General features: G+C 45.6%; 10 protein-coding genes. 4 read left to right on the forward strand and 6 right to left on the reverse strand.

Features of this window, described 5'->3' with window-relative positions; genetic code table 11:
- Complete coding sequence (locus tag SFV55_RS30005) at window positions 1-834, reverse strand: hypothetical protein (protein ID WP_320033296.1); 834 nt, start codon at window positions 832-834, stop codon at window positions 1-3.
- Window positions 835-1,077: 243 nt separating this feature from the next.
- Here SFV55_RS30005 and SFV55_RS30010 point away from each other — a divergent pair, with 243 nt between their 5' ends.
- Complete coding sequence (locus SFV55_RS30010) at window positions 1,078-1,716, forward strand: ribonuclease H family protein (RefSeq protein ID WP_320033297.1); 639 nt, start codon at window positions 1,078-1,080, stop codon at window positions 1,714-1,716.
- 19 nt (window positions 1,717-1,735) lie between these two features.
- Here SFV55_RS30010 and SFV55_RS30015 read toward each other — a convergent pair whose 3' ends face one another.
- Together SFV55_RS30015 and SFV55_RS30020 are read right to left on the reverse strand one after the other, a co-directional pair.
- Window positions 1,736-2,653, reverse strand: a complete 918-nt coding sequence (locus SFV55_RS30015; protein ID WP_320033298.1) for a DUF1295 domain-containing protein — start codon at window positions 2,651-2,653, stop codon at window positions 1,736-1,738.
- 114 nt (window positions 2,654-2,767) lie between these two features.
- Entirely contained in the window at window positions 2,768-3,112 is a 345-nt protein-coding gene (locus tag SFV55_RS30020) for a DUF2853 family protein (protein WP_320033299.1), read from the reverse strand.
- A 130-nt stretch (window positions 3,113-3,242) separates the two neighbouring features.
- On the opposite strand from SFV55_RS30020, the gene SFV55_RS30025 reads away from it, so the two are divergent.
- Window positions 3,243-3,635 carry a Dabb family protein gene (locus tag SFV55_RS30025; protein WP_320033300.1) on the forward strand — a complete coding sequence of 131 codons (393 nt, stop codon included), beginning with the start codon at window positions 3,243-3,245 and terminating at the stop codon, window positions 3,633-3,635.
- A 107-nt stretch (window positions 3,636-3,742) separates the two neighbouring features.
- Here the strand turns inward: SFV55_RS30025 and SFV55_RS30030 are convergent, their stop codons facing one another.
- From SFV55_RS30030 to SFV55_RS30040, 3 genes are all read right to left on the reverse strand, one after another.
- On the reverse strand, window positions 3,743-6,100 hold the full coding sequence (locus SFV55_RS30030; RefSeq protein ID WP_320033301.1) for a M1 family metallopeptidase: 2,358 nt from the start codon (window positions 6,098-6,100) through the stop codon (window positions 3,743-3,745).
- 203 nt (window positions 6,101-6,303) lie between these two features.
- Complete coding sequence (locus SFV55_RS30035; RefSeq protein ID WP_320033302.1) at window positions 6,304-7,218, reverse strand: DUF4249 domain-containing protein; 915 nt, start codon at window positions 7,216-7,218, stop codon at window positions 6,304-6,306.
- Between the two features lie 16 nt (window positions 7,219-7,234).
- Window positions 7,235-9,592, reverse strand: coding sequence for a TonB-dependent receptor (locus SFV55_RS30040; RefSeq protein WP_320033303.1), 2,358 nt, complete (start codon window positions 9,590-9,592; stop codon window positions 7,235-7,237).
- A 269-nt stretch (window positions 9,593-9,861) separates the two neighbouring features.
- Here SFV55_RS30040 and SFV55_RS30045 point away from each other — a divergent pair, with 269 nt between their 5' ends.
- Together SFV55_RS30045 and SFV55_RS30050 are read left to right on the forward strand one after the other, a co-directional pair.
- Window positions 9,862-11,028 (forward strand): zinc ribbon domain-containing protein, encoded by a 1,167-nt coding sequence (locus SFV55_RS30045; protein WP_320033304.1) that lies wholly within the window; start codon window positions 9,862-9,864, stop codon window positions 11,026-11,028.
- A 179-nt stretch (window positions 11,029-11,207) separates the two neighbouring features.
- Entirely contained in the window at window positions 11,208-11,699 is a 492-nt protein-coding gene (locus tag SFV55_RS30050) for a DUF5004 domain-containing protein (RefSeq protein ID WP_320033305.1), read from the forward strand.
- Window positions 11,700-11,811: the final 112 nt, after the last annotated feature.

The following is an 11,811-nucleotide window of genomic DNA, read 5'->3' on the forward strand; positions in this document are numbered from 1 at the left end:
TTAAACCGAGCCGAAAAACCTAACCATTTCTTTCATTCTTTTCTTTTGCTCAATGGTTAGTTTTTTAAAGCCTTGAAGACCTGTTCCTTTAGGCTTTTTTTCTAGGAAGGGGAGCTCTATGCCAATTTCTTTATACGCCCTAAACAATTCCTTCGAACGAATAGGCAATTGGACGTATTCAACTCCTTTGGGCTCAAAAGAGCTCGTTTCGCTAGCAAAAGCTCTAATCCCAGTTTCTGAAAACTTTAGCACTCCCACTAGAGCCACCTCACTTCTCCATACTGGTGGACAGGAAGGTCCAATATAATACGCAACACTGTCCGCATTTTCAACTACAATGGCGGTTTCGGGGTAACGATATGGTGAAAATTTTAAGGTCCGGTAGTTTTGCCATACTCCAGGATCTTCAAAAAAATGGACAACTGCTCTTGAAGCATAAAGGAAGTCTCCTGCGAAATTAACACTAATGTAGTGATTCAATATGTTTTTGTCCACAAAAACAACCATAAATTCCTTAATTAAAGGTGGCTCTGAAACAGTATCATTGTGGTCATAGTGCGAATGGATGACCTTTTCATCGGCAGAAAAATCATAAAGGGTTCCATTGTCGAGAATCGACAGCGCAGGTTGAGGCTCTACGACTAAGGTTGTGTCAATCATTGGGTCATGGCCGTTCCAAATGACTCGATCTATATGCAACTGATACCCATCAGTGGTGTCCATATCTGATCTAAAGCACAAGCCTACAACATTTGGATCTCCCCCTAGTGCTGCTCTGATGGTGTCACGTGGAATTTCAAAATCCATCGGAAAAAGTGTTGCTCCGGTTGCCATAATTTCTATTTTTTATAGTGAATTAAAACGCTGCTACATTAAATTAGACTCCATAGGTTGCAGTCATAAAATCTAGTTCAATAAACATAAAGGTATTATTTTTTGTATCGGTTTCAAATCACATGAATATGTGAATACCAACTGTCTTGGAGCAATAATTGAGTTCTCAATTTTCCTTAGAACTTTCCCTCCACTTTCTCCCCCAACTTTTGTAATCTTGCCCTCAAATCCAAAGCACTCCCAATGGCCAAAACAAAAAAATACTACGTCGTCTGGAAAGGAGCCAAACCCGGCATCTACGAAAGCTGGCCAGAGTGCCAAGCCCAAATCCAGGGTTTTCCCGGAGCGGCCTATAAGTCTTTTGAAAGCAAATCTGAAGCAGAAGCCGCCTATCAAAAAGGGTCACCCAGCTTCAAGCCCAAGCCAGGGGGTACCAGTAGCAAATCCTCCGCACCCCGCACCACCATTTCCAAAAGCGCCATCATCAAAACCAGCATCAGCGTGGATGCAGCCTGTAGCGGCAATCCCGGAAAAATGGAGTACCAAGGCGTCTGGACGGATACCAAAGAGCTGATTTTCCACAAAGAATTCCCCTTGGGTACCAATAACATTGGCGAGTTCCTCGCGCTGGTACACGCTCTGGCGCTTTGTCAGAAAAAGGGCTGGAACTACCCCATTTATTCCGACTCCGTCAATGCTATGAAGTGGGTCAAGCAGAAAAAATGCAAAACCACCCTGGTCGAAAATGCCAAAACTGCTGAACTCTACGACGTGATCGACCGCGCAGAACAATGGCTGCACGACAATACTTACAGCAATAAAATGATCAAGTGGGAAACGGAAGACTGGGGGGAAATTCCGGCGGATTTTGGAAGAAAGTAATCAAGAGCTTATTTAAGCGCTAAAACCTCCACGGAATAAACCTCGGCGTCTTCTTCTGATGAGCTCCATACTCTGGGTACTTCTCACTCGAAATTTTTTCACTAAAATCCGAACTGCCCAAAAACAATAAGACCAGGAGGATCCCACCCGTCAACGACCAATTGAGCCAACGCCCGGTCGCTGCTACACTAAAAAGATAATAAGCCAACCAGATACCCTGCTCAGCCGCATAATTAGGGTGACGTACCAAACGCCAAAGGCCGGTGGCACAAAAACCACGGGCGTATTCCCCATCCAGGGCTTCACCAGCTTTGATGCGGCGGTATTTCTCCGTTTGGAAATCGTACTGCTGTTGGTCAGCAATAAACTCAATGACGACCAGTGCCAAAAACAGCCCAATCGCCATAAAATCGATCCAATTCAGAGGCTTATCTGCCCCTTCCCAGGCCACCACAATCGGCAAATTGAACAACCAGATCAGGGTATTTTGGTACAGGGAGATGAAAAACAGGCCAAACAACACCCAGTTGATGCGTTTCTGAAACAGTGGATTTTGCCGCAAAACACCCCAGCGGTAATCCTCCTCCCCTTTCCAGGGAATCCAGTGGTAGCCGCCTCTCCGGGCAAAATTGAAGGTCAGGCGAATGGCCCAAATGCTCACCAGTGCGGCCATGATGACCATCCGTTGGTTCCAGTCACTTTGTTGGGCAAAAAACCAGGCGTAGGCCATGGGTACAATGCTCCAGATTTTGTCGACCTGGCTGTAGTTTTTGGTCAATTCGCTGACGACAAAACAGGTCAGTGCAACGCCCAGCATCAGGTAAAAGGAGCTTTGCAGGGCAGCCCATTGTACCTCATTCAAAGGCGTATCGTACTTGAAAGCAATGATGGGTAAGGCGATCAGCGTGAGGATCAGGAGAATAATGGTGCGCAACATAAATAATCGAGTCAATTAGGACGAATAAGGTGTTTGGACATTAAACAGGGTTCTATAAATAACAAAAGGCATCAAGCCTAAGCTCAATGCCTTCTGTGCAGGTTTTCTGATAAGTTAAGCGAACTTAGCTTCCAGGCCCATTTTTTTCACCAAGAGGTAGTAAAAAATAGCACGGTACTTGTTGCGGTTAGCCGTACCCATTTGTTCACAAACCTCCTTCAAGGCTGCATCGAGATCGGGACCATCGGCAAGTCCCATTTTTCCGATCAGGAAATTGTTTTTTACACGATCCAACTCGGTCTTGTCGGAGCAAGAAACCCGTGAGGAATCATCATTGTAGATTGATGGACCTAATGATTTTGTAATGGCTGTCAGGAGGGTTTCGTCAACGCCATTTACGTCGCGAGTACCGCCCAATTCTTCCTTGTACTTTACAAGCAAGTCATCAAATTGGCTCATGGAAAAAATTTTTGGGTTTTGAATGAGGCAGTAAAATAGAGAATTTCCCGGAATAGCGCTAATTTTTTCTCGATTTGTTCCTTTCTTTGCTGGATAAACAAAACTTGAACAAACACAAAAATTCATTCCAATGAAAATTCTTTTACTTTTTGCCTTCCTGTTGCTTGGTTTTATTGGGGGTTATGCCCAAGCAAGTTCCAAAAAGGTTAAAACAGGAGTGGTCCATACGGTATTTTTCTGGCTCAAAAATAAGGGCAATGCAGAAGACCTTGAAAAACTCTATCAGGGGGTAAAAACCTTAACCACCATCAAGGAAATCCAAGTTGCCTACATCGGCACTCCAGCCGATACCAAGGAACGCCCGGTAATCGATGGTTCTTACGACTTGTCCATCACCTGGGTATTCAAAAATTCAGCAGATCAGGACGCTTATCAAGTTCACCCTACCCACTTAAAATTTGTGGAAGAAAACAGCCATTTGTGGGAACGAGTGGTTGTTTATGATGCGAAAGGGAAGCAATAATAATGAGACATTAAGTCCTTTTAATGCTAAAAAAGAGCGCCTTATAGTTAGTCTACAAGGCGCTCTTTTTATAAAACCCAATTTAAAAATACCAGTGTTAGCATTTCTTATGGCTTAATTACCTTGCCTTCTTTGGCCGCTTTTTGCATAGGATTGGGTTGTGGATCAGCTTTGTGCTGTTTGTAAATCTGGAATCGGGACGGCATTTCCTTAACCGGCCAATTGTTGCTCTTTTCATCAATATCGGCCGTTTCTTTGAACGGATCAATCACGATGCCACTCACTTCTTTTTCCTTCATGAACACCTTGGAAAATTTATCTTCGTTTTTGCGCCAGATTTCCACAGGAATGCGCTCAATTTCCTTGGTGCCATCCTTGAAAGTCCATTCGATGATAATCGGCATGACCAGCCCGCCTTTGTTGCTAAAGTACAATTCGTAATAGTTTTTATCACCGAAGAGTTCTTTTTTCTCCTTATCGCTCAGGGTTTCGCCGTACAATGTTTGTTTGAAGTTTTGTACGGAATCTGCCGTTTCCCAGGGCTTGTAAGAGTCATAAAAATCGCGGAGATTGGGGTCTGACTCTACCGCAAATTCGACGCCGGCTTCGCGGTTGCGATCCTGGGTCAAGGTGCGCTCTGGTTTGCTGCTCTTGCGGGGGAAGCTACGTTCTTGTGGTTTCGGGTTGTTTTCCAGATCGGCCTTGAACCATTTTACGCTGTCCAGCGAAATGTCCACTGGTTCAATGCCATAGAACCAGCCGCGCCAGAACCAATCCAGGTCTACCCCACTGGCATCTTCCATGGTACGGAAAAAGTCAGCTGGAGTTGGGTGCTTAAACATCCAACGACGCGCATATTCCTTGAAGGCGTAGTCAAACAACTCCCGCCCCATGATCGTTTCACGCAACATATTCAAACCAGCGGCGGGTTTGGAATAAGCATTAGGACCGAAGTTCACAATGTTTTCACTATTGGTCATGATTGGCTCCAACTGATTCTTCGGCAGGCGCATGTAGCTGGTGATGCCTTGGAATCCCGGACGGCGATTGTTGTCAAATTCCTGCATCGCAACCTCATCCATAAAGCTATTGATGCCTTCATCCATCCAGGTCCACTGGCGTTCATCACTGTTGACAATCATTGGGAAATAGTTGTGCCCAACTTCGTGAATGATTACGCCAATTGCACCGTATTTTACCCCTTCGCTATAGGTCCCGTCCTCTTCAGCGCGACCGTAGTTGAAGCAAATCATCGGATATTCCATACCGTTTGAGGCTTCCACCGAAATGGCGACCGGATAAGGATAAGGGAAGGTGTATTTGGAATACGTCTTGAGGGTGTGCGCTACTACTTTGGTTGAATATTTGCTATAAACGGGATAGGCTTCCTTGCCATAGTAGCTCATGCACATTACACGCTTGCCAGCCTCGGTGATGTGGGGCATGGCGTCCCATACAAATTTGCGGCTGGAAGTCCAGGCAAAATCCCGCACATTGTCGGCTTTGTAAATCCAGGTTTTGGTTCCGTTGGGTTTGGATTTTTCGTTTTTCTTGGCTTCGTCCAAGGTCACAATTTCCAGTGGCTCTTTGACACTTTTCGCCTGTTCCCAGCGCTTCAACTGCGTTGGCGTCAAAACCGTGGAATAGTTCAGGCACTCACCAGTTGAACCAACGATATGGTCCTCCGGTACCGTCATTTTTACAATAAAGTTACCGAAAGTAAGCGCGAACTCCCCTCTACCCGTGAATTGTTTGTTCTGCCAGCCTTCAAAATCACTGAACACGCACAATCTGGGGTACCATTGGGTGATGGTAAACAAGTAATTTCCATCTTTGCTGAAATACTCATAACCGCCCCGTCCTCGGAAAGTCATCCGATCGGTGATGTAGTAGTGCCAATCAACGTTGAAATTGAAGGTTTCGCCGGGTTTGAGCGGCTGTGGCAATTCCACCCGCATCATCGTTTGATTGATGCTGTATTTTAAATGTTTACCGACTGCATCGGTGATTTTTTGAATTTTGTGGCCGTATTTACTGATGTCTTCTTTGTCATAATTCTTCAATGCACTTTCACTCATAATGGGGGTCATGTGGCTGGGATTGGCTTTTTGAATCCCTGCCGACTCTGCAGCATGCTCATTCTCGTCCAGTTGTAGCCACAAATAGCGCAAGGTGTTCGGCGACTGATTGTAATAGGTAATCATTTCGCTACCGTCCAGCCGCAGGTTTTTTTCGTCGAGGGTACATTGAATATCATAATCTACCCGCTGTTGCCAGTATTCTGGTCCAGGTGCTCCATCCTGGCCGCGAACATCGTTGCCAGGCGCAAGAATGGTACCCAATTGCTCGAATTTGTTACCATGATTTGAGCCAGTCGGGTTTTGGCCAAAAACGGAGTCAATGGAACAATTGGCAAGAAACAGGATTAAAAAAAGCTTAAGTAAGTTAGGACTCGAAATTTTCATAGTCTTTTGATTTGAAAAAAAAAGGATGAATTCAAACTGCAATTAAACGAATTTACAACGAAATCTTTTAGGGTAATTCCTATCCGGTACTATTTTCTGACAAATGACAGATAACAAATGATGAATGGCGGCGATCAGCGATCAGGTGTCAGCGATCAGCCAGATGAGAGCCTGGCTGATCGCTGACACCTGATCGCTGATCCCTACCTCCCTGAGGGCTTTGGTATCGCCTTGCTTCCATCCACTACGGTTTCAATGCTCGAAACAGCGGATACGGCAAAGAAGCCCAAAACCTGTTTTTTGCTGTTTTGATCCAGTGGTTGAATGTTGGTTGGGATATTGGTTGGCACCGTGGCAAAAATGCCGCCATTGGTGGATTCTGTACGCACCAGTTGTAGAAAGAAAAAGGCTTCCGGTGGGATAGAATACAATTCCACTTTCACCTTGTCGTTGGCATTGTATAAGTCGGGACTGGCTCCTGCGCGAATGGGCAGGATGAACAACAAGCCATCAGCCGAGCCTCCTGGGCTGAAACTCCCATCGTATACGGTCAAAATCTGGCTGGGTTTGTCAAAAAGGGTATCGTTGCGATAGGCCCGTACCCAGTAACAATCGCCTTCTCCCCTTGGGTCACGGGCATAAAAATCTACCTGATACCCTTCCTGGCGCAAATCAGTGGGCGCTACCGGGTATTTTTGTTTGAAGTAGTTCACCGAATCAATGGGGGGCACCCGATTGACCTTGCTGATTGAAAAATACTCATCTGCACCATATTTGACGTACAAAGCATATTGTTTACCGACCTCCAGGATTTTGTCCCCGGTCATTTTGGGTTGCCAAACGTAGTTGCCATCATTTTTCAAATCCACAAAAGGATAAGGAATACTGTCTTCTGAAAAAAGAATGACGGTAGCACCCTTGGCAGGCACAATCCCTCCCTGATCAAAATAGGGTTGGGTGAGGCTCAGTTTGATGGTTTGGGCTTTGGACTCATCGGTTACCCAGGCATCAATCACCAATTGGGTTTCGCCTGCTTCCGTTTCGAGGTCTATAACATCGGTACATGCAGTACCTAGCAAAATCAAAAGGAAAAAATAAAACCACTGTATATTTTTCATGGATGATCAGTTTTGGTTAAAATTTAAAATTGTAGGTCACCGCCGGGATGATGGACCCAAATACAGAATAACGCACCGCTTCAGTTTGGCTCGGATTGTCTTCACTTTGGCGAACGTACACGGAAAAAGCATTGCGGCGGTTGTACACGTTATAAACGGAGAACACCCATTCTCCTTCAGCCTTTCCAAAGAGTTTTTTCTTTTGCTTCAGGGTTGCCGCCAAGTCTACCCGGTGGTAATCGGGGATGCGGTAGCCATTGCGTTGAGCATAATAATTGTGGGGTAGCGCATAACCTTGCCAGATGAATTTGCTGGTGGGGAAGGTTGCTGGAGTGCCCGTGCCATAGGTGAAGTTTAGGGAAAAGCTCACCCGCTGATTCAGGTCATAAATTCCTACAAAATTGAGCACATGGGTTTTGTCAAAACGACTAGGAAACCAATCATCGTTGTTGAGCCCTTTGATTTGGCGTTCAGTGCGCGACAAGGTGTAGCTCAACCAGCCATTCAGTTTGCCTTTGGTCTTTTTGATGAAAAATTCCGCACCATAAGCCCGGCCATCGCCGAAGAGCAGATCTCCTTCCAATTCCGGATTCAGGAGTAAGTCAGAATTGGGGATGTAATCCACCTGATTTTGTAGTTTTTTGTAATACACTTCCACCGAGGTTTCAAAGAGATTGTCTTTGAAGTTTTTGAACAAACCTAAAGCGACCTGATCCGACAATTGTGGTTTAAGGTTGTTGCTGGTAGGTGTCCAAACGTCCAGGGGGGAAGCCGCAGCGGTGTTGGACAACAGGTGCAGATACTGGGCCATCCTATTGTAACTCAACTTGATGGAGCTGGCCTCCCCGAGGCCAATATTAGCCGAAAAGCGGGGTTCCCAGTTGCCATAACGAGCAATCCGTTCGCCTTTTTCATAGGTTTGAGTACTGATGGGCTCGCGGCGTTCACCCGTTTGGGGGCCGTAGGTATAGGCCTTGCCTGGCCCGATGTAATCGTACAAGGAGTAACGGATGCCGTATTGCAGGGTGAAGTTTTTACCCAACTTTTGCTCGTTCCCAAAATAGGCCGCGTATTCAATGGCGTATTTGCTATCCTGCCCGATAACCCTTGTTTCGCCCCCCGAAATGGCCTCGGCCTTACCCGGCTGGAAGGTATAATAAATCATTTGCCCACCAAAAGAAATCTTGTTGCGGGAATTGAGGAAATAGGTGAAGTCAGGTTTGAAGCTGTAGTTTTTGATATTGGAATTCCAGCGGAAGGCATCCTGAGGGTTAGGCTCTCTCAAATCGGATTGGAGGCGGTAATCGTAGTTGCTGAAAAAAGCGGTGGTGTTGAGGAAAAGTTTATCGCTAAAAATGTGGTTCCAGCGCGCCGAAGCGGTTGTATTTCCCCAATCAAAGCCAAAATCAGCCCCAAATACATCCCGGCCAAAATAACCGGAAAGGAAAACGGTGTTTTTATCATCAATGCGGTAATTGGCTTTGGCAGTAAGGTCATAAAAATAGAAGCGGCTATCCTTAAGGTCACCACTCAAAAAAGGTTTGGCCAACACATCGATGTACGAACGCCGCCCTGCTACAATAAAAGAGCCTTTGTCTTTGATGATGGGCGTTTCCAGGGCCAAACGGCTAAAAATGGTTCCAATACCACCTGCACCGGAGAATTTTTTGGAATTGCCCTCCTTCATGCGAACATCCAGGATGGAGGAGGCACGGCCCCCGTACTCAGCCGGGATGCCCCCCTTGATGAGTTTGACGTCTTTTACCGCATCGGGATTGAATACCGAAAAAAAACCGAACAAGTGCGAGGAATTGAATACGGGCGCTTCATCCAGCAATACCAGGTTTTGGTCAATATTCCCTCCACGCACGTTGAAGCCCGTAGCCCCCTCCCCTACCGTGGTCACGCCTGGCAAGAATTGGATGCTGCGGATCACGTCCACTTCGCCTAGCAAAGCGGGCATTTTTTGGATGGTGCGCATGTCCACTTTATTGACCGACATTTCGATGCTACGCACGTTAGCGTCGACCCGTTCGGAACTAATGGTCACAGTTTCTAGCACCAGGGCACTTTCTTTGAGTTCCAGATCCAGCTTGAGGTTGGCATTTTCGAGGTTGACCTGGCGTTTTTCTTCCAGGTAACTGACATAAGAAAAGCTGATGTCGTAGGTGCCTCGGGGTAAGGTGAGCGAGTAGAAGCCATAATCGTTGGTACTGACTCCTTCTCCCAGGCTGGGCACAAAAATGGTAGCGCCGATGAGGGCTTCCCCGTTTTTGGCGTCCTTCACATAACCGCTGATGGTGAGTTTTTCCTGAGCAACAGTATGACCAATGCTCAAAGAAACCACCAACAACGCAAGTAGTAATTTGTACATAAATTTGGGTTTTTTAGATCCTTTCAGGTGTTGACAAGGTATGAACAGTCCTTTGAAGAGATAAGTTTACTCGACCAAAGGCTGTAAAGTGTAGAAGGAAAGTACTTTAAATTTGATGGCCAGGGGTACTTTACCCTATCGCCGCTTTTCCTCTACTCAATCGTTATCCTCGGTAATCGTTCTTGGTTTGTCGATTATCCCGTTTGTTTTCCATGATTTTGCCTTAAATTTACTCAACTCCAAATCAAAAAACCATTAACTCATTCCGCATGGACCTTAGCCCTGTTGATCCCAACAACACCTCAACTGCCGAAGAACCCCGGGAATTGTGTAGCAATTGTGGCAAAAAAATGGCCAAAAAGGGAAAGTTTTGCCCCCATTGTGGCCAAAAACGTTTTGAGGGCAGGATTCCATTGAAGGAATTGACCAAAAAATTCCTTTACAAAGTCACCAATCTGGATAGCCAGCTATTGCGCATGAGCTGGCGGTTGTGGATCCCGGCGCGGGTCAGTCTGGACTATTTTGCAGGAAAAATTAAACAGTATCCCCATCCTTTCCAGTTCTTCTTTGTGGTGATGTTTTTTTTTCTGCTGGTGTTCAATAAAGTAACCAACAACGGCATTGAGGGGTTTCACATCAGTATTTCCGATGAGAAAGGAGGAACCCCCGGGAACAAAGCAAAAAAAACGGAACAGGACAAGAGAGACCCAAGTCTTGATTTCTATGCGCATATTGAACGAGCTGTATTAATGGGTCAAATAATGGGGGCTTACGATTCATTGCCGCCCAGGCTCCAAACGCCAGCCGTGCATGAATCCCTAAAAATCATCCTTGATCATACCAATAAACGTTGGGCCAGCCAGATAGACAGTACTTTAGGGGAGCAACTAGCAAAAGATAGCCTCCACATGAACTTAGTCAACCGTACGGTAAAAATTGCATATACTGATGTAGTAGAATATACCCCCGATGAGCTCATTGCTCACTATGAGATCAAAGACTGGTTGGGTACAATCCTGATCCGTCAGGGCCTCCGATCGGTTAAGAACCCCCAAGAACTCATTACTGCCTGCATCGGCAGTTTCACCTGGACCATCCTGGCTCTGGTCATTGCAATGGCAGGAGTCATGTACCTTTTTTATTGGCCTCAAAAAAGGTATTATGTTGAACATTTTGTCGTGCTGTTGCACTTGCATTCAGGCGTATTGCTTGCGCTTACTATTTTGATGGGTTTGAATTATTTTTTTCCCTTGGGGGATTTATGGGGCTTTGTTGGCCTGGGTATTTTTGTTTTTTCATGGTTGACCATGAAGCGTTTTTATCAACAAAATTGGTTTTGGACAAGCGTAAAATGGTTTGGTTTTTTCTTGGTTTACGGGATTGGATTTGCTGTTTTCTTTTTATTGGGGGTTTTGGTGGTGTTTGCTGTTTTTTAACAAAATTTTTAGAATCGATTTTGCGACCCGTTTTTTGCGTCGCTGTCTAATGGTCAAATTGCGGATGAGACCGCAGCAAAGTTGAGAAGTAAGTTTAGGTTAGTCAGTGTCTAAGTCGCTGCGACAGCCTAAACTTCTCAACTCCTAAACTAATATTCATCACCTAAAACCTGACTGTTATGTTTGCTTTCAAAACCTGGAGCCGTCTGGCTTCCGTAATGGCTATTTTGTCGATTGCTCTGGCGAGCACTTCTTGTGAATTGTTTGACAAGGACGATGATAAAGACGACGACAGCGTCAAAGCCAAAATTGTTGGGACCTGGCAATTAAAGTCCCTGACCTGTGATCCTGCCATCGACTGGTTTGGCACAACGGTAACCAACGTTTACGCCCAGTTGCCTGCTTGCATCAAAGACGATTTGGTCATCATCCAAAACAACAACACCTACCTGGAAGATGAAGGCAGCTCCAAGTGCCAAAACAGCGATCCTCAAACCGTAACGGGTACCTGGGCCCTCAACCCAGCTCAAACCATCTTGTCCGTAAGCAGAGATGGCGATACCGAAAGCTGGAACCTGAGCAACCTCAGCAAAAGTGAATTCACTGCTGAATACGAGATTGAGGATGGCGGTGTAACTTACACCTTCAAGGCAGTTTACGTGAAGAAATAGACTTTATAATTTTTGTTTTAATGGTAATTTGTTGAAGCGCTGCCGGGTCGAGGGGATCCGGGGCGCTTCTTTATTACGTTTACTAAACTTTTAAAGTTTAGTAAACGTAAAT

It is taken from the genome of Haliscomenobacter sp., from assembly GCF_033763495.1.
Taxonomy (GTDB): Bacteria; Bacteroidota; Bacteroidia; order Chitinophagales; family Saprospiraceae; genus Haliscomenobacter.

Coding starts and splice junctions, on each gene's coding strand:
- SFV55_RS30040 (WP_320033303.1), bottom strand. CDS start 9,592: ATGTACAAATTACTACTTGCGTTGTTGGTGGTTTCTTTGAGCATTGGT.
- SFV55_RS30015 (WP_320033298.1), bottom strand. CDS start 2,653: ATGTTGCGCACCATTATTCTCCTGATCCTCACGCTGATCGCCTTACCC.
- SFV55_RS30030 (WP_320033301.1), bottom strand. CDS start 6,100: ATGAAAATTTCGAGTCCTAACTTACTTAAGCTTTTTTTAATCCTGTTT.
- SFV55_RS30035 (WP_320033302.1), bottom strand. CDS start 7,218: ATGAAAAATATACAGTGGTTTTATTTTTTCCTTTTGATTTTGCTAGGT.
- SFV55_RS30010 (WP_320033297.1), top strand. CDS start 1,078: ATGGCCAAAACAAAAAAATACTACGTCGTCTGGAAAGGAGCCAAACCC.
- SFV55_RS30020 (WP_320033299.1), bottom strand. CDS start 3,112: ATGAGCCAATTTGATGACTTGCTTGTAAAGTACAAGGAAGAATTGGGC.
- SFV55_RS30025 (WP_320033300.1), top strand. CDS start 3,243: ATGAAAATTCTTTTACTTTTTGCCTTCCTGTTGCTTGGTTTTATTGGG.
- SFV55_RS30050 (WP_320033305.1), top strand. CDS start 11,208: ATGTTTGCTTTCAAAACCTGGAGCCGTCTGGCTTCCGTAATGGCTATT.
- SFV55_RS30005 (WP_320033296.1), bottom strand. CDS start 834: ATGGCAACCGGAGCAACACTTTTTCCGATGGATTTTGAAATTCCACGT.
- SFV55_RS30045 (WP_320033304.1), top strand. CDS start 9,862: ATGGACCTTAGCCCTGTTGATCCCAACAACACCTCAACTGCCGAAGAA.